The 21,722-nt window shown below is 38.8% G+C and carries 17 protein-coding genes; 11 read left to right on the top strand and 6 right to left on the bottom strand.

The window, feature by feature from the left end; genetic code table 11:
- The first annotated feature begins 20 nt into the window (after positions 1-20).
- The 4 genes from ETP70_RS07890 to ETP70_RS07875 all read left to right on the top strand — a co-directional run bounded on the left by ETP70_RS07890 (position 21) and on the right by ETP70_RS07875 (position 4,234).
- Positions 21-1,835 carry a menaquinone biosynthesis decarboxylase gene (locus tag ETP70_RS07890; RefSeq protein WP_151900681.1) on the top strand — a complete coding sequence of 605 codons (1,815 nt, stop codon included), beginning with the start codon at positions 21-23 and terminating at the stop codon, positions 1,833-1,835.
- A 246-nt stretch (positions 1,836-2,081) separates the two neighbouring features.
- Positions 2,082-2,270 (top strand): hypothetical protein, encoded by a 189-nt coding sequence (locus ETP70_RS12550; RefSeq protein WP_230973243.1) that lies wholly within the window; start codon positions 2,082-2,084, stop codon positions 2,268-2,270.
- A gap of 113 nt (positions 2,271-2,383) precedes the next feature.
- Positions 2,384-3,766 carry an argininosuccinate lyase gene (argH, locus tag ETP70_RS07880; protein ID WP_151900679.1) on the top strand — a complete coding sequence of 461 codons (1,383 nt, stop codon included), beginning with the start codon at positions 2,384-2,386 and terminating at the stop codon, positions 3,764-3,766.
- Positions 3,767-3,769: 3 nt separating this feature from the next.
- Positions 3,770-4,234 (top strand): OsmC family protein, encoded by a 465-nt coding sequence (locus ETP70_RS07875; RefSeq protein ID WP_151900678.1) that lies wholly within the window; start codon positions 3,770-3,772, stop codon positions 4,232-4,234.
- Between the two features lie 13 nt (positions 4,235-4,247).
- Here the strand turns inward: ETP70_RS07875 and ETP70_RS07870 are convergent, their stop codons facing one another.
- Positions 4,248-4,604 (bottom strand): histidine triad nucleotide-binding protein, encoded by a 357-nt coding sequence (locus ETP70_RS07870; RefSeq protein ID WP_151900677.1) that lies wholly within the window; start codon positions 4,602-4,604, stop codon positions 4,248-4,250.
- 100 nt (positions 4,605-4,704) lie between these two features.
- On the opposite strand from ETP70_RS07870, the gene pheS reads away from it, so the two are divergent.
- From pheS to serA, 7 genes are read left to right on the top strand one after another with little or no spacing between them, the layout of a single operon-like run.
- Positions 4,705-5,697 (top strand): phenylalanine--tRNA ligase subunit alpha, encoded by a 993-nt coding sequence (gene pheS / locus ETP70_RS07865; protein WP_151900676.1) that lies wholly within the window; start codon positions 4,705-4,707, stop codon positions 5,695-5,697.
- Positions 5,694-8,030, top strand: a complete 2,337-nt coding sequence (gene pheT / locus ETP70_RS07860) for a phenylalanine--tRNA ligase subunit beta (RefSeq protein ID WP_151900675.1) — start codon at positions 5,694-5,696, stop codon at positions 8,028-8,030. The genes pheS and pheT overlap by 4 nt, the downstream gene beginning before the upstream one ends.
- On the top strand, positions 8,027-9,310 hold the full coding sequence (gene aroA / locus ETP70_RS07855; protein WP_151900674.1) for a 3-phosphoshikimate 1-carboxyvinyltransferase: 1,284 nt from the start codon (positions 8,027-8,029) through the stop codon (positions 9,308-9,310). Before pheT ends, aroA begins: the two co-directional genes overlap by 4 nt.
- Entirely contained in the window at positions 9,307-10,137 is an 831-nt protein-coding gene (locus tag ETP70_RS07850) for a 4-hydroxy-3-methylbut-2-enyl diphosphate reductase (protein ID WP_151900673.1), read from the top strand. Before aroA ends, ETP70_RS07850 begins: the two co-directional genes overlap by 4 nt.
- A 50-nt stretch (positions 10,138-10,187) precedes the next feature.
- Positions 10,188-11,846, top strand: a complete 1,659-nt coding sequence (locus tag ETP70_RS07845; protein WP_151900672.1) for a 30S ribosomal protein S1 — start codon at positions 10,188-10,190, stop codon at positions 11,844-11,846.
- Between the two features lie 14 nt (positions 11,847-11,860).
- Complete coding sequence (locus ETP70_RS07840) at positions 11,861-12,340, top strand: hypothetical protein (protein ID WP_151900671.1); 480 nt, start codon at positions 11,861-11,863, stop codon at positions 12,338-12,340.
- Entirely contained in the window at positions 12,341-13,927 is a 1,587-nt protein-coding gene (gene serA, locus ETP70_RS07835; RefSeq protein WP_151900670.1) for a phosphoglycerate dehydrogenase, read from the top strand.
- Positions 13,928-14,286: 359 nt separating this feature from the next.
- On the opposite strand, the gene ETP70_RS07830 is transcribed toward serA, so the two are convergent.
- From ETP70_RS07830 to ETP70_RS07810, 5 genes are read right to left on the bottom strand one after another with little or no spacing between them, the layout of a single operon-like run.
- The gene (locus ETP70_RS07830; protein WP_151900669.1) at positions 14,287-15,054 is read right to left on the bottom strand and encodes an enoyl-ACP reductase; all 768 of its coding nucleotides are present in this window, start codon (positions 15,052-15,054) and stop codon (positions 14,287-14,289) included.
- Positions 15,055-15,057: 3 nt separating this feature from the next.
- Positions 15,058-15,951, bottom strand: a complete 894-nt coding sequence (gene dapA / locus ETP70_RS07825; RefSeq protein WP_151900668.1) for a 4-hydroxy-tetrahydrodipicolinate synthase — start codon at positions 15,949-15,951, stop codon at positions 15,058-15,060.
- 45 nt (positions 15,952-15,996) lie between these two features.
- A complete protein-coding gene (gene olsF, locus ETP70_RS07820) occupies positions 15,997-17,745 on the bottom strand; it encodes a bifunctional ornithine lipid synthase OlsF (RefSeq protein ID WP_151900667.1) in 1,749 nt (582 codons plus the stop codon).
- A gap of 1 nt (position 17,746) precedes the next feature.
- A complete protein-coding gene (locus ETP70_RS07815; RefSeq protein WP_151900666.1) occupies positions 17,747-20,053 on the bottom strand; it encodes an efflux RND transporter permease subunit in 2,307 nt (768 codons plus the stop codon).
- A 13-nt stretch (positions 20,054-20,066) separates the two neighbouring features.
- Positions 20,067-21,722 (bottom strand): hypothetical protein, encoded by a 1,656-nt coding sequence (locus ETP70_RS07810; protein WP_151900665.1) that lies wholly within the window; start codon positions 21,720-21,722, stop codon positions 20,067-20,069.

The following is a 21,722-nucleotide window of genomic DNA, read 5'->3' as shown; positions in this document are numbered from 1 at the left end:
AAAATATTTGAGTAGGATATATGCAAAAAACAATAAAACTTTTACAAAAAAATGATGAACTCACAACAATAGATACTGAACTCGATATATATCTTGAAATTCCGCATCTGGCTTATGCCGAAGTAAAAAAAGAAGACGGCGGCAAAGCACTGCTTTTTACCAATGTTGTTGATAAAAAAAACGGTAAAAAATTTGAAGAACCGGTCATGATGAACCTTTTTGGATCTTACAGGCGTTGTGAGCTGCTTTTTGGACGAACTATTGAGTCTGTGGCAGATGAAATTACAAAACTGCTGCATATGAAACCGCCCGTAGGCTTCAAAGAGAAAATTTCTATGGCAAGTGAACTTTTTTCACTCAAAAATATTTTTCCAAAACGTCTCAAAGGCGAGGGAGAATGCCAGCAGATAAAATATTTAAAAGATGCAATAGATTTATATAAATTACCGGTCCTGACAACCTGGGAACAAGACGGCGGACCATTTATAACAATGGGTCAGGTCTATACACAAAGCCTTGACGGCGAAATGGTAAACCTTGGTATGTACAGATTACAGGTATATGATAAAAATCATTTGGGCATGCACTGGCAGATACATAAGGATTCTTCACACTTTTTTGACCAGTATCAAAAAGCCGGCAAAAAAATGCCTGTAAGTATAGCTGTAGGGGGAGATCCTTTGTATACCTGGTGCGCAACTGCTCCTCTGCCTTATGGCGTGAATGAGCTTTTAATGTATGGACTGATTACCAAAAAGCCTGCACAGCTTGTAAAATCTTTGACAACGCCTTTGTATATTCCCAAAGATGTGGATTATGTAATAGAGGGCTGGGTTGATCCTGATAGTCTGAAAATTGAAGGTCCGTTTGGTGACCATACAGGATACTACACTTTGGAAGAACCTTACCCTGTGATGGAAGTTTCAGCGATAACGATGAAGCAAAAAAGAACTTTTTTAGCTACTGTTGTCGGAAAACCGCCGCTTGAAGACAAATATATGGGTTGGGCAACAGGAAAAATTTTCTTTCCTTTGCTTAAAACAACTGCTCCTGATTTGCTGGATTACCACATGCCGGAAAATGCAGGTTTTCACAACCTGATACTTGCAAAAATGCAGCCACTTTACAAAGGACATGCAAAACAGTTTATGCATGCTTTTTGGGGCGCCGGACAGATGAGCTTTGTCAAACATGCCATTTTTGTTGATGAAAAAGCACCAAAACTGGAGAACTATGAAGCTTTTGCCACATATGTTCTGAATCGTTTTACTCCTAAATCACTGTTTATTACAGAAGGTATCCTGGATGCGCTTGACCACTCATCTCCTGAGACTTTGGTAGGCGGAAAGCTTGGCATAGATGCTACTGGTGCAGACAGCGTTGAAGCGCCTCAGCTTTTGGGAGATGCAGAACTTCTCAATAGAGTAAAAGAGCTCATTCCTGATGTTGTAGATTTGCATCAGTTTATGCAGCGCACAAACAACCCTGTTACAGTCATCAGTGTAGATAAAAAAAGAAATGTAAAAGAGTATTTTGATGATTTGCTGGTATTGAGTACACATGTAAGAGTGGTTGTATTTGTTGATGCTGAAAAAAATGACATACGGAACTCTTATATGCTGATTTGGCGTGTCACGAACAATATGGATGCACTGCGTGATGTATATACATCGGGACTCATGGTAGGTATTGACGGTACAAATAAAAATTCCTTGGATAATTTTACAAGAGAATGGCCTGATGATGTCGAATGTACACAGAGTGTTGTTGAAAAGTTAAAAGAAAAAGGAGTCTGGAGTCTGGACGAAAAACTCGTCGGTAAGTTTCAATTATAGAATTTTTTGTGTTTTATGTGATAAATTTTATCACTGTAAGGAATATATAATAATTTCTAATGTAATATCAATGAAAGATATTTCACTTCAGGAAAAGTATATGAAAAAATTTTATTAATTGCACTTTCTTTGGCTTTTTTGACGCTTTCTTCGTCAAATGCTGCTATTTACAAAGGGCAGCGTGTTTTTATTAAAAAATGTTTAAAGTGTCATGACTCCGGACAGAATTTTGTTGCAAAGTATAAAATGAAAAAATGGAAAAAGCTTATGCGAAAGAAAGGCAAAGCTTTGGCAGAAATCCACCTGAAAAGTGAAAAAGCCAAAAAATCATGGAAATATTTTAAGAGTAAAAAATATGCCAGAAAATCAAAACATTTGAAACAGTTTTTAGTTGAATATGCCAAAGACAGCGGGAATGTTCCTGCCTGTAACTAAATAAAATGAAGCATAATCGCTTCATTTTATTTTTCTCTCTTTGTAAAACTCTTCTTTTTAGATAAAATAGCAAACTTTTTAATATTATTTATGAAACAAACGAAGGAAAAACTATGGAAAAAATGTGGTCAGGCCGTTTTTCGGCATCTGCTTCAAATCTTTTAGATCAATTTAATGCCTCGATAATGTATGATCGGAAGTTATACCGTGAAGATATAGAGGGCTCCCTTGCACATGCCCAGATGCTTGCAAAACAGGGTATATTAACGCAAGATGAACTAAGGCAGATTCAAGAAGGTTTGGCTCAGGTAAAAAAAGAGATTGAGTCAGGCGAATTTGAGTGGAATATTTCTGACGAAGATTTGCATATGGGCATAGAAAAACGCCTGACGCAAATTATAGGAGATACCGGGAAGAAGTTGCACACAGCAAGAAGCAGAAACGACCAGGTTGCTGTTGATTTTCGTCGTTATGTTCTGCGAAAAAATCTTGAAATTGCGAAACTTGTGAAACTTTTAATGAAAGAGATTGTGGGTGTCGCAGAAAAACATACAGAGACGCTTTTACCGGGTATGACACATTTGCAGCATGCACAGCCTATTAACTTTGCGTTTCATCTTGGAGCGTATTTGGCAATGTTTCAACGTGATATTGAGCGGTTTGAAAGTTCGTATGAACGAAACAATGTGTCACCGCTTGGATGTGCCGCTCTTGCGGGAACACCGCATAATATTGACAGACAATACAGCGCAGAACTTTTGGGTTTTGAACGTGTGAGTGTCAATTGTCTCGATACCGTGAGTGACAGAGACTTTGCTCTTGAAATTCTTTTTAATATATCGACGATGATGATGCATATTTCCCGTTTGAGTGAAGAGTTGGTTCTCTGGTCCTCTTATGAATTTGGATTTATAGAACTGAGTGATGAATATTCCACAGGAAGTTCAATAATGCCGCAAAAGAAAAATCCGGATGTTCCTGAACTGCTTCGCGGAAAAACAGGCCGTGTATATGGTGCACTGGTCGGACTTTTGACGGTTATGAAAGGTCTGCCTCTTGCCTACAACAAAGACACGCAAGAAGACAAAGAGGGTGTATTTGACGCAGTAGAGACGGCTGAAATCTCTTTGGAAATTTTAAAAGAAGCGATAAAAACAATGCAGGTAAAATCGCAAAATATGCATTCTGCCTGTAAGGTAGGGCATCTCTCGGCAACAGACTTGGCTGACTATTTGGTTGAAAAATGCAATATTCCGTTTCGTGAAGCCCATTTTATTACAGGAAAAGCAGTGGCCAAAAGTGAAGAACTTGGCATTGATTTAAGTGAAATTGCATTAAAATATTTGCAGGAAATTGATGAGAGAATTTCTGAAGATGTCCTTGATTTTCTTGTGCTGGAAAATTCTATGAATGCCAGAAAATCCCAAGGCGGTACGGCAACACTAAGAACACAGGAACAACTGGACTATTTTAAAAAATATTTGGAGGAGCAATAAAAAATGAAAGTAAGCGTATCACACAAAGAAGGAATGAAATTTGAGGCAAAAACCGAGAAAAGCAGTTTTATTATAGACTGTCCGGTAATTTCACCTGTTGAGTATTTCTTGGCAGGTATCATTACATGCAGTGCAACTGACTTGATACTGATACCGAAAAATCAGGGAAAAACAGTCACCGATTTAGTGGTAGACGGTGATGTGGTTCGTGCGGAGGATCATCCTCGTAAATTTGTAAAATTGCATTTGACCTACAGTTTTAATTCGGATGCAGATGATGTAACAGCGGCAAGATGGGTAATGGCTTCGGTTGAAACGTATTGTTCTACTATCAACACTATTCGAGATACAACAGAGATTTCTTACTCCATCACACATAACGGCAAGCTGATTCGTGAAAATGAAAAAATGATCAGCGGCGGCGGAGCGAAAATAGATATGGGCGAAATCGAGTCTTGCCCAAGCTAGAGAGTTTCTCTAGCTATAAAAAATCTTTTGGATCGGCATCACTGAAATGGCCCCATTTGAGTTTTGCTCCACCCAGAATATGAAAATGCAAATGTTTGACTTCCTGTCCGCCGTTCTCTCCTACATTTGTAATGACTCTGTATCCTGAGGTCTCAATCTTGACCTCTTTGACAATTTCCTGAATAAACTCTGTCATCTTTGCCATAGTCTCACCGGTAACTTCGTTAAAGCTGTCTATATGCAACTTTGGTATTGCCAAAATATGCACAGGTGCTTTAGGATTGATGTCATGAAAAGCTAAAAAATTTTCATTCTCCAAAACAATATTTGCGGGTATTTCTTTATTTACGATTTTACAAAAAAGACACATAATTCTTTCCTTCATTTCTTATTATTGTAGCACATAAAAGCTATTTATAACAAATTTTTCAGTATAATCACTACAAAATTAAATAACTACGGAGACTCTATTGAAAGAGTGGTATGATAAAATAAAAGAAGCACCAAGTGTAGAAGCTTTAGAAGAGATTCGCATTGCTGTCTTTGGAAAAAAAGGCATATTAGCTGCCGAATTTGCTAAAATGAAAGATGCTCCAAATGAGCAAAAATCTCAAATCGCAAAAGATTTAAACAAGCACAAGAGTGCATTGATGAATGAGTTTACTGCAAAAAAAATTGCCTTGCAAACGCAAGAGTTGCAACGTGCTATGAAAGAAGAGGCCATAGATGTGTCAATGTTTGGCACAAAATCTTCAGCAGGGGCACTGCATCCTGTGATGGAAACAATGGACAGAATTGTAGAATATTTTTCATGTATGAATTTTTCTGTAAAAACAGGGCAGATTGTTGAAGATGATTTTCACAACTTTGAAGCACTCAACCTTCCAAAATACCATCCGGCACGAGATATGCAAGACACATTTTATTTTAAAGACGAAATGCTTTTACGCACACATACTTCACCTGTACAAATCAGAACAATGCTGGAGTCAAAACCGCCGATTCGTATGATCGCACCGGGTGCGGTTTTTCGCCGTGATTATGATTTGACACATACCCCGATGTTTCATCAGGTTGAGGGATTGCTTGTTGATGAAGAGGGAAAAGTCTCTTTTGCCAATTTAAAGTTCATTCTGGAAGATTTTTTAAAGTATATGTTTGGTGATGTGAAGGTTCGTTTTCGCCCTTCGTTTTTCCCTTTTACGGAGCCTTCTGCGGAAGTGGATATCTCCTGTGTGTTTTGTCAGGGAGAAGGCTGCCGTGTCTGCTCTCATACGGGATGGCTGGAAGTACTCGGCTGCGGTATTGTGGATGAAAATGTATTTGAAGCGGTCAATTACAAAAATGTCAGCGGGTATGCTTTTGGTTTGGGAGTAGAGCGTTTTGCAATGCTGATTCATCACATAGGTGACCTTCGCTCACTTTTTGAGGGAGATATTAAGTTACTGGAGCAGTTTCAATGATAGTTACGAAGAGTTGGTTAAACGAATGGATTGACCTGGAAGGAATTTCGACAAAGGAACTCGCTGATACTTTTAACGCTATCGGTCTGGAGGTTGACAGGATTCACGAATATCGTGTACCTGCAAAAATAGTTTTTGGAAAAGTATTAGAGTGTGAAAAACATCCCGATGCAGACAAACTCAATATCTGCCAGGTTGATATAGGGTCGTGTATCCGTCAAATTGTATGCGGTGCTTCAAATGTCAGAGCAGGGTTACATGTAGTCGTGGCAACTATCGGGGCTGTAATGCCGTCAGGACTTGTGATAAAACCTGTCAAACTTCGCGGAGTAGATTCAGAGGGGATGATATGCTCGGCGTCAGAAATCGGTCTGCCTGATTTGGGCAAAGGTATTATGGAACTGGATGCAAGTGTAGGAACCTTTTCGCTTGGACAGGATGTCAATGAAAATCCTCTTTTCAATGATGATTTGATTGAAATAGAGTTGACAGCAAACCGTGGAGACTGTTTAAGTATTCGTGGTGTTGCAAGAGACTTGAGCGCTGCGTTTGACAGACCTGTGAAAGAGTACGAACAGACTGACAATGATGAAAAAAGAGGAATAGGACGCATTCTCTCTTTAACACATGAAAAAGATTTGGATGTAAATTTACGCTATAAAGCCATAGATTTAAAAGAACTGGTTCTGCCTTTTATTGTCAAACTCCGTCTTGGACAGATAGAAGAGTCCCGAAAATGTGATGTTGAAGCAATGACACTCTATGTGACGCATGCTACAGGTGTGATTTTGAGAGCCTACAGACATGAGTTTTTTACAAAAGATGATGAAGTGATGGCGAAGATTATTCTTGGCGAAGATGAAAACGGATATGCCTGTATCAAAACACAGGAGGGGCAAATTGCTTCCATAGTCGGTATTATTCAAAAAGATGAATCCAAAGTGACAAAAAACGAGGGAATTGTTCTTTTGGAAGCCAGTTATATTCCGCCTGATATTATTTCTAAAAAAATGGCCGAGAAAAAAATTGAATCAGGTCCAATGTTTTACAAAACATCACGGGGCAGTGAACCAGAGTTGAATGGCGGACTTTCATACTGTATTGACCTGATAGAATCAAACTCTGTCTCATCAACATTCAGCGGCAGTATAGAGTTGTCTACGTCATTCAGAGAAAAGAATGTGATTGTTACAAAGCAGGAAATTGATGAGATAATTGGTGCAAATATTGACAAAATCGTTATTACAAAGATTTTGAAAAATTTAGGTTTTGATGTTTCCAAGTCATCAGTTGACAAGTTTGTAATTTCCATACCGCAGTTTCGTCACGATATTGCAAACAAGCAGGATATTGTAGAAGAAATTGTACGGATGGTCGGGATAGACAATATCCCTTCCAAGCCCTTTCTTCTCAAAGAAGCAAACAGACTTGAAGACAACTATTTTGAATACAAAAAGCGTTCTGTCTTTAGACACAGGTGCGCACAGAGCGGATTTTTTGAATCTGTTCATTTTGTTTTTGATGAGAAAAAGATTTTAGAGTCTTACGGATTTGAAACAACAAAAAAAGACCTTGAACTTTTAAACCCAATTGTACAGACTTTAGACACTCTGCGTCCTACACTTTTAACAGGTCTGCTCAAAGCAGCATCCTCAAATATTAAAAATGGTTACGCTTCTGTCAGGCTCTTTGAAATAGGTTCTGTTTTTACCCCGACCAGGGAAGAGTCTTACAAAATGTCATTTGTTTTCAGCGGGGATAAAGAGAATGAAAATCTTGCCAACAGCGGTAAGCCTGAAAAGGTCGATTTTGCCTTTTTTGTGCAGAAGATAGCGGATGTGGTTGGCGATATAGAGTTGCGTGAGTATACGACAAAACATGCCCTTTCCCATACCTATCAGTCAGCAGAGGTTTTGTTGAACAATGCAGTGATCGGAGAACTTTTCAGAGTGCATCCTGAAGTTGAAAAAGCCTATGATCTGCATAGAACATATATGTGTGAACTTGATTTGCAAAAAATTCCTTATGCATTGAAAACCGCACAGCAGAGATCAAAATATCAGGCCTCTTTTAGAGATTTGAGCATCATAATGCCAAAAGATATGAGTTATGAGAGAGTCAAAGATGTGATTCATACACATGCACGCAAAGAAGTTGTGCGCTTTTATCCTGTTGACAAATACAGTGATGAATCACTGGGTGACAACATCAGCCTTTCTCTGCGCTTTGTACTGCAGTCTGATGAAAAAACTTTGGAAGAAGAAGATATCACAACGGCAATGGATTCTATCCTCGATGCATTAAACAAGAAACTTGGAATTGGTCTGCGATGAATACGGTAGTTGTTTCTCCTGCTGAGTCTTTTTCTCTGAAAATTTCAGAAATTGCCCCGGACAAGTCTATTTCACACCGAAGTGTCATGTTTGCAATGCTAAGCAAAGGTGTCAGTGAGATAGAAAATTTTTTACGGGCCGAAGATACGATGAACTCTTTGGAAATTGTAAAAAATCTTGGTGCAAATGTCGAAGATGACGGAAAAATCATTAAAATATCCTCTAACGGCATACAGGAACCGTTTGAAATACTTGACTGCGGTAATTCGGGAACAGGTATGCGCCTTTTTTGCGGACTGTTAAGTTCTGCAAACGGACATTTTGTTCTTACGGGAGACAAATATCTTCGTCGCCGCCCGATGAAACGTGTTACGGAACCGTTGATGAGCATCGGTGCAAAACTTGACGGCAGAAAAAACGGAGATTTGGCACCGCTCTCAATTCGCGGCGCTTCTTTGAAAGCTTTTGATTATGAGAGTAAAATTGCTTCAGCACAGGTGAAAAGTGCAATGATTTTGGCAGCACTGCGGGCAGACGGGGTGTGCAGGTATCGCGAGCCGGAACTTTCACGTGACCATACAGAACGAATGCTCAAAGGTATGGGGGCAGATATCAAAGTAGATGGTTTGACAACGACTGTTACACCGTTAAAAAAACTTCTTGAACCTTTAAAAATTCGAGTTCCTGCTGATCCTTCTTCTGCTTTTTTCTTTGCAGTTGCGGCTGCGATTGTTCCGGGTTCTCAGGTAATTCTTGAAGGTGTTACACTAAATCCTACAAGAATAGAAGCTTTTAAGGCATTAGAACGTATGGGAGCGGATATCTCTTACGAATTAACAGATGACAGGTATGAGCCTGTTGGCAATATACATGTAAAGTATGCGCCTTTGCACTCAATTGTCATTGAGGAAAACATCTCATGGTTGATTGATGAACTGCCGGCACTCTCCATAGCTATGGCAACTGCAAATGGCGAGAGTATTGTCAAAAATGCCAAAGAGTTGCGGGTCAAAGAGTCTGACAGAATTTCTACGGTTGTTGAAGGTCTGAGAGCCTGCGGTATTGAAGTTGACGAATATGAAGACGGATACAAAATTACTGGCGGAGCATTGAAAAAAGCCAAGGTTGAGAGTGACGGAGACCACAGGATTGCTATGAGTTTTATTATTGCAGGAGTGAAATGCGGGATGGAAGTGAGTGATTTGGAGTGTATAAATACCTCTTTTCCAAACTTTTTTGAACTTTTAAGCAAAATAAGTGAAACGGAGTTTACAGAATGAAAATAGAGCTTGCAGAAAACTACGGTTTTTGTTTTGGTGTGAAACGGGCGATTAAAATTGCAGAAGAAAATACAAATGCAGCAACCTATGGTCCGTTGATTCACAACTCTAAAGAGATAGCAAGACTGGATAAAGATTTTAAAGTAGGCCTCGTTGAAGATTTTCAAACATTCAAGCCGGGAGATAAAGCAATCGTTCGGACACACGGTATAGTCAAAGGTGAACTTGCGCAACTCAAAGAAAATGGCATTGAAGTGGTGGATGCCACCTGTCCGTTTGTGACAAAGCCACAGGAGATAGCTCAGGAGATGAGTGAAAATGGGTATGATGTTGTCATTTTCGGGGATGAATCACACCCTGAGATAAAAGGAGTAAAGTCTTATGCAACACACGGTGCAACGGTTGTTACAAGCGTTCAAGAGTTACAGAATCTGAAGTTTCATGAACGTATAGCACTGATTGCCCAGACAACAAGAAAAGTAGAAGACTATATGGAGATTGCAAATTATCTGATTCCCCGCCACAAAGAGGTACGTATTTTTAACACGATATGCAATGCAACATTTGAAAATCAGGAAGCTGTGAGAAAACTTTCTAAAAAAGCAGATGTTATGATAATCATCGGTGGAAAAAATTCATCAAATACCAAACAGCTTTTTAATATATCTTATGAAAACTGTCCAAACAGTCATCATATTGAAGATGAAAACGAATTAGAGAGCGAGTGGTTTTTGGATAAAAAACATTGTGGTGTTACTGCAGGTGCCTCCACTCCGGACTGGATTATACAAAATGTTATCAATTCGATTGAAAAAAGTATAAATTAATCATAACTTTGTTATAATCACGACAATTTTTATGTAACAGAGGATAGGCAATGGCGTTCGATAACGAATCATTTGAAGAAGAAGAAAATTTTGCAGAGATGTTCGCAGCAAGCGAAAAAAAGCAAGAAACAAGTCGCATCGTAGAAGGTGAAATAGTAGAGATACAGGCTGATGAGAACAGAGCATTAGTAAGTGTAGGTGATAAACTCGAAGGTATATTAAGCCTTGACGAAATCCGTGATGAAAACGGTGAGTTGAAGTTTAATACCGGTGATAAAATTAAAGTTATGCAAATGGGATACTACAATGAGCGTCCCAAAATATCATACAAGAAAGTTTTAGAGCAGGAAAAAACTATAGAGTTTATTGATGCACACAAAGAGGATTTTGAAGACCTGGTTGTTGAAGGTGTCATTACGAAGAAAAATCGTGGCGGATATGTTGTTGAGGCTGATGCAGTTTCATTCTTTATGCCGCGTTCTTTAGCAGCATTCAAAGAGACTGACGATGTTGTAGGGCGTAAAATCAAAGCACAGGTTGTGAAAATTGATCCGGCTGAAAATTCGATTATTCTTTCACGTCGTAAGCTTTTCAATGAAGAGCGCAAAAAGAAAAAAGAGATTATTGATCAACTGATGGCTGAAGATGTTATTGTTGAAGGGACTATCAAAAAAATCACCAGTTACGGTATGTTTGTAGATGTCGGCGGTGTTGACGGTTTGGTACACTACAATGAAATCTCTTATAAAGGTCCGGTAAATCCGTCAAAACTTTATAAAGAGGGTGATGTTGTAACTGTCAAAGCAATCTCTTATGACAAAGACAAGCGTCATCTTTCTTTATCTATCAAAGCTGTTCAGCCTGACCCTTGGGCAGAAGTTGAAAGTGAACTGGATGAGGGCGACACAATTACTGTTACTGTTTCAAATATTGAAGCATACGGTGTTTTTGTTGATCTTGGAAATGATATAGAAGGTTTCTTGCATATTTCAGAAATCACATGGAACAAAAATGTAAAAAATCCAAATGATTATCTGGAAGTTGGACAGGAAATCGATGTTGAAGTAATAGAAATCAATTCTAAAACACATAAACTTCGTGTTTCATTAAAAAGACTATTACCAAAACCATTTGATGAATTTGTTAAAAAATATCATGAAGGTGATGTGGTGACCGGTACAGTTACATCTTTAACTGATTTTGGTGCATTTGTCCGTATAGACGGTGTTGAAGGCCTTTTACACAATCAGGATATTTCATGGGACAAAAATACAAAAGCAAAAGATGTTTTGAAATCCGGTGAAGAAGTTGAAGTAAAAATTGCCAAAATCAACAAAGAAGACCAAAAAATATCTTTAAACCGTAAAACACTTTTGGAGTCACCTATAGACAAGTTTGCTACAACACACAAAGTAAACTCTGTAGTCAAAGGGACTATTCGCGACATTAAAGACTTTGGTGTATTTGTTTCTCTCGAAGACGGTGTTGATGCACTTATTCGTGATGAAGATTTGGCGCCACTGGTAAAAGAAGAGTTAGAGCCGGGTCAGGAAATAGAAGCTGCAATTGCAAACATTGATACCCGTCGTGACCGTATCCGTTTATCTGTTAAAAAATTGGATTATATCAAAAATCAGGCAATGCTTGAAGAGATTAATGATACAGAATCACACTCTCTCGGTGACTTGATAAAAGATAAATTTAAATAAGCTCAAGCTTTTAAATGCAAAAGATAATTAAATGGTTTGCCCCGCTTTTAGCATTGGGGGTAGCCGTGTTTATTGTCTTTTTTCTAGTATCTATAAACTCACAGGATGAAGTGATAGATACGCAACCTCTGGTTTTAAAAAATGAAACTGTTTTTAAAAAACCGGAAAAACTGTGGCTGAATCATTTTTCAAAATCTGAGAGGCTCGGTTATTTTTATCCTGTGAATGAAGTGTATATTACACTTGATCTGAATGAAAAAATAACTAAAACTATTACCTATAAACTGTCAGCAAAACTTTTAGATCCCTATCAGCTTTTTTGTCTCAAAGAAGAGTTGAAAAGACATAAATTAAAGTATTTTTTAAAAAAAGATACTAAAGGTATAGATTTACTTATTTATTCACAAAATGTAGATAAATTAAACAAATTGGTAAAAGTGCTAAAAAATTATAAAATTAAGGCCACTGTTGCGCCTTATAAAAAGGAAGATTAAATGCAGAAATATACAGTAGTTGTGTGTGACCATATCCATGAAGCCGGCTTGAAAATGCTTCAAGAAGATGAAAATATCAACTTCATCATGGCAGCTGATGTGGATAAAAAAGAGCTTGTTGAAACAATTATTCCAAAAGCAGATGTTGCCATCACAAGAAGTTCAACGGATGTTGATGAATTTTTTATAGAACATGCAACAAATATGAAAGCTATTGTGCGTGCCGGTGTCGGTGTTGACAATGTCAACATTCCCGAGTGTTCCAAAAAAGGAATCATTGTAATGAATGTACCGACTGCCAATACAATTGCTGCGGTAGAACTTACTATGACACACATGCTTTCATGTATGAGAATGTTTCCGTATTCTCATGACCATTTGAAAAACCAGCGAATCTGGAAGCGTGAAAAGTGGTACGGATATGAACTTAAAGGTAAAAAACTCGGTATTATCGGTTTTGGAAATATCGGTTCCCGTGTTGCGAAACGCGCAAAAGCATTTGAGATGGATATAGTTGCCTATGATCCGTATATCGACCCTTCAAAGGTAACTGATTTGGACATGATCTATACGAAAAATTTTGATGATATTTTGGCATGTGATGTTATCACGATACATACACCGAAAAACCAAGAGACAATTAATATTATCGATAAAGAAGAAATTGCAAAAATGAAAGACGGCGTTGTGCTTGTCAACTGTGCACGTGGCGGACTCTATAACGAAGATGCTTTGTATGACGGACTGAAATCCGGTAAAATTCGTTTTGCCGGCATCGATGTGTTTGTTAAAGAGCCTGCAATTAACAATAAACTGCTTGATTTGGACAATATTGTCGTTTCTCCTCACTTGGGAGCAAATACCTATGAGTCTCAGTACAATATCGGAACACAGGCGGCACAAAATGCAATCGCCGCGGCGAAAGGAATAGCCTATCCTAATGCAATGAATTTGCCGATAGATGAGAGTAAAATACCTCCTTTTGTAAAGCCATTCTTGGAAATGGGACAAAAAATCGGTTTTCTGGAGTCTCAGATTAATAAGTCTAAAATAATCTCTATAAAAGTAAAAGGGCAGGGAGAAATAGCAAACTATGTTGATTCTCTTGCTACTTTTGTGACAGTTGGGGCATTGAGCCACAGTTCAGAGACTATAAATTATGTAAATGCAGACTTTGTTGCCAAAGAAAAAGCTATTGAAGTTGAAGCGGTTAATTTGGGAGACTCAAAAGTTTACAAGAACCTGATCACTGTGAAAATCACAACAAATGAGGGAACAACATCAATTTCGGCTACAATTTTTGAAGACGGGTTACAGCGTATTGTTGCAATAGACGGTTTTGACATTGAATTCCCTCTCAAAGGTGATATGGTTCTGTTTAAAAACTCTGATGTTCCCGGTGTCATTGGCAGTGTAGGAACTATACTTGCAGACAACAATGTCAATATTTCAGATTTTTCATTGGCAAGAAACGAGCAGTCAGAAGCGCTTGCTGTGATCTTGGTAGACAATGCGGTAAATGATACTACCTTGAATGAATTGGCATCTTTAGATGCCTGCATAAGTGTTAACTACGCTCGTTTATAAAACTTTCTTCTCTTTTACAAATTTTTGAAACCCGTACTTTAGTGCGGGCTGAAAGTGGCGTAAAAGTAAGTAATAACAGTCGGCACTGAAGTACCGATTCCGAAGAATGTGTGGTTTTTTGGAACCCATCCTTCAGGATGGGCAGAGAGTGGCAGGAATGTTTTAACAGTCGGCACTGAAGTACCGATTCTGAGGAATGTATGGCTTTTTGGAACCCATCCTTCAGGGTGGGCAGAGAGTGGCAGGAATGTTTTGGCCGTCGGCACTGAAGTACCGATTCCGATATGTTCTTCTGAATCTGTACTCTTAATGCTAAAGTACGGGCTTGATCTCTTTAGAGTTTCATAAGCCGTAAGTGTTTACTGAAAAGTAGTTCCGCCGTCAATGACTATTGTCTGTCCTGTCAGCCAGGATGCCTCATCAGAACACAAAAATTTGCATGCACCTGTTAAATCCTCAGGAACACCCATACGAGAAAGCGGAGAGCGTCTGACAACTTCAGCTTTTACCTCTTCGTAGTTTGGAAATGCCTTGAGTGCGTCGGTATCAATCGGTCCGCCGCTTACGGCATTGACACGAATATTTTTCTCACCGAGTTCAGCTGCGGCATAACGTACCATAGCCTCAACAGCAGCTTTGTTTGTTCCGTGACCTGCATAATTCGGCGTATAAACAAGGTTTCCTGTAGAACTCATGGAAATAATGCTGCCGCCTCCTGTTTTTTCCATTCTTTTGGCAGCTTCCTGTGCACCGACGACAAAAGCATCTACCGTTGCCGTATAGATATTGTTGAGACCTTTTGGCTTAAGGCGCATAAACGGTCCAAATCCACCGACAACGGCACGCCCTGAGATAATTGCATTGGATATAAAATAATCCAGTCTGTCAAAATCTTCGTCAAACTCTTTATAAACATCTTTATATGTGTTTGGCTCTAATATATCCAGTTTGTAGGCACGGCATTTTACTCCGTAATTTGTCTCGATATCTTTAATAATTTCATTTGCGGTATCAGCGCTTGAAGCATAGGTAAAGGCAACATTACAGCCTTCTTTTGCAAAAGCATACACAATTGCCTTGCCGATTCCGCGAGTTCCGCCGCTTACAAAGAGAGTTTTGTTTTTCATACTTTAGAGTCCTTTAATATCGTAATTTTTCATTACTTCTTCAATCTTTTTCATGTTTTCTTTGCTTGGAGCAACAAGAGGCAGTCTGTACTCCAGTGTCTCTGTAAGTCCTGCTATATACATTGCCGCTTTTATCGGAATAGGATTTGACTCACAAAACATCACTTTGTTCAAAGGGTAGAGTTTGTCATTGATGGCTTTTGCCCCCATAAAATCACCGCTGAGCGCTTTGTTGACGAGTTCTGATTTCAGGTCAGGCATAAGATTGGATGTAACTGAAGTGATTCCTGCTCCGCCGTTTGCCAAAATAGGATAGTCAATCGCATCATCCCCTGAAAATACTTTTAATTCGGGTCTGCGCGAAAGCAGTTCTACAGTACGCTCCAGGCTGCCTGTCGCTTCTTTGACTCCGTAAATATTTTTGACATCATCAAAAAGTCTGATAGTCGTGTCTGCAGAAATGTCCACACCTGTACGTCCGGGAACATTATAAAGCATAAACGGCAGTTCGCTGACAGCTTCTGCTATAGCTTTATAGTGTTGGTACAGACCTTCTTGTGATGGTTTGTTGTAGTAGGGAGAAACAGAAAAAATAGCATCAACACCACAGCTTTGCGCATGTTTGGCAATTTCTATCGCTTCATGTGTTGCATTGCTGCCTGCTCCTGCCAAAACTTTTGTCTGCGTGCCTTTACAGACTTCTACGGCAATTTCTATACAGCGTTTGTGTTCATCATGTGTCAGTGTGGCGCTTTCGCCTGTTGTTCCGACAGGGCATACTGCATTCATACCGTTGTTTATTTGGCGTTGTATTAACGCAGCATAGGTCTGTTCATCAAGTTTTCCGTTTTTAAACGGAGTTATCAGTGCGGTTGAAGAACCTGTTACTAAATTCATTCTAAATAGCCTTTAAAAATAATGGCTAATTATAGCTAAAAAGTATTAAATTTTTTCAGATTCGAAGTTTTTAATGTAGCGTTTTCTTTTCGCCTCTTTCATTTTTGAATTGTCTGCAATGATAAATCCTTCGACCACACCATGGAGTCCTTCATTGACACTAAAATCGAAAAAGCGGACAGCCCCCTCATCATACAGTTCTGCATACTGTTTAAACAAAGTCGGCACAGCCGTTCCCAACTCTTTGAGATATTTTTTTAAAACAACAAACCCCTCTTTGTAGGATCTGTATTTAAAAAGCATGTCAAACTCCTGTTTTTGTTCATAGCTCATAAAATAGGGTGTTTTTGCACTCATCATATCGGTATTGCAGGAAAAATGCAGAGAGTAGAAGTAGACAAGTGCCGCAACGGCCTGTTTTGGTGTGTCTGCATTAATGGTAACTGTGCCATAGGTATAAATGATATGCGGATTTTTTGCCAAATAGGCACCGACGCCCTGCCACAGATTGTCGAGTGCCCGTGAGCCCCAGTATTTTGGTTGCACAAAACTGCGTCCGAGTTCTACGGAGTTGTTGCAGTAGTCTTGAAAATGTTTACTGAAATCACACAGGTTGTAAGTATACAGCCCTTCCATACCACGGTTTTTTATGATTTGTGCGACTTCCCCTATGCGGTAGGCTCCGACAATTTCAAGATCTTCTTCGTCCCAAAGGATAAGATGTTTGTAGTAGTTGTCATACAGGTCATTGTCTTTTGCCGTGCCTGTCCCGCCGCCGATTGCACGAAAAGAAATTTCTCTCACGCGTCCGAGTTCCTGCATTAAAAACGGTGCTTCATCCGCCTGGGCGAGAATGATTTTTTTGCCGTCAAGTGTATGTCCCAAAACTTCGGCATTGTTTACCTCTGCACGCAAAAGCATCTTATTATGCGCTGCTGTGATGGTAGTCTCAGTTTGCAATACACATTCTTTTTTTGTTCCAAGGGTATAAAGATGCCGGTAGAAAAGTTTGAGATACTCGGCAATGCTGATATTTTCATCAGAAAAAGAGCTGAGAGGAATAACTCTGCCTATGTTAAATACTAGCGGTTTTTTATCTCCTGCTGTGACAAATTCATGCGGGAGCATTAACAGACCGCTGAGCTTTTTGGGAAGTATCAGCGAGACAAAATAAAATAAAAAGCTATTGCGACCCTCGATTCTTACCGGCAGGATCGGTGTTTTGTTTCTTTTGGCAATTTTTAAAAAACTTGCTTTCCACGGGGTGTCTTTTATCCCTTTGAGTGAAAATCTGTTGACAATGCCTGCGGGAAAAATGATTACCGCTTCTTCATTTTTTAGAGCTTCATTAATGGCTTTGATACTTGTTTTTGTAATGGCTCCTGTAATGTTGTCAACGGGAATGATGATGTCACTTGCCTGTGTCACACCCATGAGCATACCGTTTACCATCAGTCTTACTTTCTTGTTTTCTCTTACACTTGCTATGAGTTGTACCAAAGCAAAGGCATCTGATGCTCCTGTTATATGGTTTGCAACAACAAGTACTCTGCCCGTTGAGGGAATGTTTTTGAGCTCCTTTGGCTTGATGGTATAGTCTATATCCAAAAGTTCAAGCATACTGTCAACGAACTCCAGTCCATGCAGATAATGGTTTTTTTCATGAATTTCATTATATTTTTCTTCATGAAATATTTTTTTGAGTCTTTGTATAAAAAAATTATTAACAGATGCCGGCAGGTATTTTACGGCTTTTTTAAAATTTGTTTTGTAGGCTTTTTCTATATCCAACATATTATATTTTCTCCTTTTCTATAAGTATGCTTCTTGTTTTGCCGTCAATCTTTTTCAAAAGTGCCGGCAATAAGAGCAGATCTACCAGCAGGGCGATGAGTAAAGCAATGGCTGTAATGAGTCCGAAATTTGCATTGAGCATAAACTGTGAAAGACGGAAGACTATGAATGCACTGCTTAAAACGACAGTGGTCAGTACCATTGCCAAACCTGCATACTGCATAACATAGGCCAGGGCATTTTCAAAATCAAATCCTTTTTTTCTCGCTTCTTTGTATTTGATTAAGAAGTGAATTGTGTCATCTATGGCTATACCGAGAATGATGGCACCTGAGATGGCTACACCCAAATCTATGTTAATGTTGAGCCAGCCCATAACACCTATGACCAAGACAATAGGCAAGATATTGGGAATTAAAAAGAGCGGTATCATTTTTATATTTTTAAAAATAAAAAACATAAGCAGAGAAGTAGCGGTAATGGCAAGCAATATAGATTCAATAAGAGTTTTTGTTACATCAGCCTGCATATGTGCAAACATTTGGGTCTGACCGTTAACCTGTGCAGAGTAGGGTGTTTTTTGCCACCACTTCTCAATCCACTCTATCATCTGCAGATCTTTTGAGGTATCAACGACATTCATAGATACAGTGAGTCTGAGCAGCCGTTCGTTGACATCCATTTTATCATTTATTTCCATACCCTGCGGCAGTGAGAGTGAATACAGCAGAAGATATTGGGCAATAAGATTGTTGTTGTCTGGTATGCTTTTGTTTGCATCAATGACCTCATTGAATTTTTTGACCACATCCACAAGCGAAGAAGTATGTCTGGCATCCGGAAATTTTTCTTTGAGCGCATAGGAAAATTTATCGACAGTTTGCATGAATTTTGCATTTTTAATCCCGTCTGTGATTTTTGAATCTATGACAATTTCGTAACTCATCGGACCGGTAAGGTTTTTTTCTATCACATTGACGGTTTGACGAAAGGGAACATCCTCTCTGAAATATCTGACCGCATTGGAATCCACTTTGAGGTTTGTCAGTCCAAAAGCTATAAAGCTAAAGAGCAAAAGTGTGGCAATGATAATTTTGTTGTCATGCTTTATGATGAATTTTGCATATTTTTTGGCAAAGGCACCGAGTCTGTTTTGGACAGCCGTCTTTTGCGTGACTTTGACCTTTATATTTAAAATTGCCAGGGCTGCAGGAACAAAAAGTATCGTAATGACAAAAGCCAATATGGCGGCATTTGCTGTTGCCAGACCTAAGGTCTTGATGGGAACAATATCTGAAATACCCAAAGAAGCAAAACCGACAGCGGTTGTTATGGAGGTTAAAAAAGTAGGCAGGAGGTTTTTCTCCAAAGTATCATGAATTGCCGCATAATTGTCAAGTCCTGCTTTTCTGCCAAGCAGGTAGATCCAAAAAAGGTGCATAGCATCGGCAATGCCGATAGCAATGATAAATACGGGCATATTTGCCGTAAAGTTGTTGAGTTTGTAGCCAAAAACTGTTTGCAGTGACAGAACTATAGTAAAGGTAAAAACAACGACGGCTATTGTCAGAAAAACACCGGAAATTTTACGAAAAATAGTCCACAGCAGAAGCATAGCTATCAAAAGAACAAGCGGGGTGAAGGTTTTGACATCATACTGACCGAGGGAACTGAATGTTGTATTGACAACAGGTCCGCCTGCGAGATAAAATTTGTAACCGCTCTCTTTTTCCTCCTGGATATATCTGTTTATATCCTGCATAATATGTTTGGAAGCCCCAATGGTGTTGCCTGCTTTTGGTGTCAAACGCCCGACTATCATAGTAGTTTTGGCATCTTTTGATATAATACGGTTGACAATCAAATCTTCACCCAAAGCAATTGCTTTTTTCTTCTGTAAATCATTTACATGTAAAGCGTCAATATCTTCTATAAAATTATCTATGAGAATGTCATCTTCGTCCTGCGGGTTTTGATGGACATATTGGTAATTTGTAAGCGAATCTACTCTTGCTATGTATTTTGTCTGCCAGAGTTTTTGGGTGAGCCGATCTATTACATGTAACGCTTTTTTGTTAAAAATACCGTTTTCATCGCGAAAAACTATGATGATGGAGTCATCATTGCCAAAGGTGTTTTTAAAGGCATCATACTGTTTGAGTGTTTGTGACTCTTTGCCAAACCAGATTCTGTAGGAGCCGTCAAACTGTGCATATTTGAGCTGATAGGCAAGGACAACAGTAATAAGCGGAATCAGTGTGACAATAAACCAGCGAAATCTGATGATGAAATCTACAAATTTTTTCATTTTTTCCTCTATATTAAAAATAATAACCGAGTTTTAGACTGATGCGTTCATGCGCACCCATCAGTTTAAAAGCCGTATTGTAATTTTTTGACGGAGATATGTATCTGTAGTCAAAATTAAGTTTGAAAGTATCCATAACACGGGTTTGATACTCCATATAGTAGACCTGTTCATTATAATCAAGGTCAAATATGCCGCCGCCGACGATACTTGCATCATTGCCCTGGTTGAAACTGTAACGAAGCCCTAAAAAAAGGTCATTTTGAAAGAGTTCAAACAGTGCCAGATCATCTTTTTTTCCGCTTTGCAGTGTAATATAACGGTAGTATTCCACAAGTAATCCCAGATCAGCCTCTTTGTAAACCTGCGAGAGCGTATGTTCTGCACCAATCCCTACATGTATATAATCAGAAACAAGTGTATCATCAAGAATGTCGGCAAAGGTGGCTTCAAGCTTATAGAGTGTTGCGCCAATTACAAGGGTATCATAGGTCATAAATTTGTTGACCAGGTAGGCATTTTCTTCTGTTGTAACAGTATTGTCAGTCTGGAGTGTTTGTGTATAGTAGCGTTGGGAATCGTACCCGTTTTCAAAGACAAAAGCATAATCAAGTGCATATTGGGTGTCTGTGCTGTCTGAATATTTCAGGTAAATACTTGGTCGGTAGGGGCTGGCTTTTGTTCTGAGTTTTTCTTTATATACCAAAGGCAGAGTAACATTTGGCGCTACATTGAGTGTAGCGGGAAAATAGTAATAGACATAAGGATAGGCAGGCATTTTCCTGTTTTGTTCATACAGTTTTATAATGGCAGAAAACTCTCCGCTTTCTGTGTAGTGTGTGTAAGTTGCATTGATGACACCGAGTTTGTCTGTGTAAAAAGGGTCAGACCGCAGTTCGTCAGGATTAAAAACATTGACAATATTGCGTACTTCAAGTGCACCCCAGAACAAAATATTTTTTCCAAGAAGGATGGAATCATTTTCAAAATCATAACTGCCGTAAAGTTCATCCAAACGGATAAAACTTCTGTTGGTATGTTTCACTGTTTTTTGCAAATCATAATAATCCTGTTGTACTCTGGCTTTTGCAAACCCTGTAAAGTTTTCTTTGATGTATTTTGCTTCAAAATTGGCAGACAGCAGTGCATTTTGTTTCTCTTTGCCTGCAGGAGCTTTCATATAGGACTGCAGTGTCAGGTTGATATTGCCCTGATAGCTGATGTCATCGAGGAAACTTGCTGTTTCTTTTTGTATTACTTCTTCGCTTACACGCAAAGGCTCATGCAACACTGGACTTATTTTTGGAATATTTTTCTTTTGCGGCTTTTTTGTAATTTTTTTGTAATTTTTTTGTAATTTTTCAACTTTTTCAACTTTTTTTTGAAATCTGTATTTATATGTATTTACAATAATAGGCTTTGGGTATTTTTTTGAGAGTTTTTTGAGTGCTGCTCTGGCATCACGGTATTTCTCATAACACCCGCAGCGTACACTGTTGATATTGCTAAAAGAGATAAGTCTGCATGTTTTTGGGTAATTGTGTGCTGCAAAATCATAGGTCGAATTCTTTTTGAATTTAAAACTTGTCAGTTGTACGGAGTAGCAGGTATCATCAGATTTTGCATAAAGGATACTTATGCAAAAAAGCAGTAAAAAAAGCAGTTTCAT

The organism is Sulfurimonas hydrogeniphila (genome assembly GCF_009068765.1).
GTDB classification, from domain to species: Bacteria; Campylobacterota; Campylobacteria; order Campylobacterales; family Sulfurimonadaceae; genus Sulfurimonas; species Sulfurimonas hydrogeniphila.
Note: the sequence above shows the minus strand (reverse complement) of the source record. Positions and strands in the feature narration are given on the sequence as shown.

Excerpts from the sequence above, each read along its gene's own strand:
- ETP70_RS07890 (WP_151900681.1), top strand. The coding sequence starts at position 21 with ATGCAAAAAACAATAAAACTTTTACAAAAAAATGATGAACTCACAACA.
- argH (WP_151900679.1), top strand. The coding sequence starts at position 2,384 with ATGGAAAAAATGTGGTCAGGCCGTTTTTCGGCATCTGCTTCAAATCTT.
- ETP70_RS07840 (WP_151900671.1), top strand. The coding sequence starts at position 11,861 with ATGCAAAAGATAATTAAATGGTTTGCCCCGCTTTTAGCATTGGGGGTA.
- aroA (WP_151900674.1), top strand. The coding sequence starts at position 8,027 with ATGAATACGGTAGTTGTTTCTCCTGCTGAGTCTTTTTCTCTGAAAATT.
- olsF (WP_151900667.1), bottom strand. The coding sequence starts at position 17,745 with ATGTTGGATATAGAAAAAGCCTACAAAACAAATTTTAAAAAAGCCGTA.
- dapA (WP_151900668.1), bottom strand. The coding sequence starts at position 15,951 with ATGAATTTAGTAACAGGTTCTTCAACCGCACTGATAACTCCGTTTAAA.
- ETP70_RS07815 (WP_151900666.1), bottom strand. The coding sequence starts at position 20,053 with ATGAAAAAATTTGTAGATTTCATCATCAGATTTCGCTGGTTTATTGTC.
- ETP70_RS07850 (WP_151900673.1), top strand. The coding sequence starts at position 9,307 with ATGAAAATAGAGCTTGCAGAAAACTACGGTTTTTGTTTTGGTGTGAAA.
- ETP70_RS07830 (WP_151900669.1), bottom strand. The coding sequence starts at position 15,054 with ATGAAAAACAAAACTCTCTTTGTAAGCGGCGGAACTCGCGGAATCGGC.
- ETP70_RS07810 (WP_151900665.1), bottom strand. The coding sequence starts at position 21,722 with ATGAAACTGCTTTTTTTACTGCTTTTTTGCATAAGTATCCTTTATGCA.
- ETP70_RS12550 (WP_230973243.1), top strand. The coding sequence starts at position 2,082 with ATGAAAAAATGGAAAAAGCTTATGCGAAAGAAAGGCAAAGCTTTGGCA.
- ETP70_RS07870 (WP_151900677.1), bottom strand. The coding sequence starts at position 4,604 with ATGTGTCTTTTTTGTAAAATCGTAAATAAAGAAATACCCGCAAATATT.
- ETP70_RS07845 (WP_151900672.1), top strand. The coding sequence starts at position 10,188 with ATGGCGTTCGATAACGAATCATTTGAAGAAGAAGAAAATTTTGCAGAG.
- pheT (WP_151900675.1), top strand. The coding sequence starts at position 5,694 with ATGATAGTTACGAAGAGTTGGTTAAACGAATGGATTGACCTGGAAGGA.
- serA (WP_151900670.1), top strand. The coding sequence starts at position 12,341 with ATGCAGAAATATACAGTAGTTGTGTGTGACCATATCCATGAAGCCGGC.
- ETP70_RS07875 (WP_151900678.1), top strand. The coding sequence starts at position 3,770 with ATGAAAGTAAGCGTATCACACAAAGAAGGAATGAAATTTGAGGCAAAA.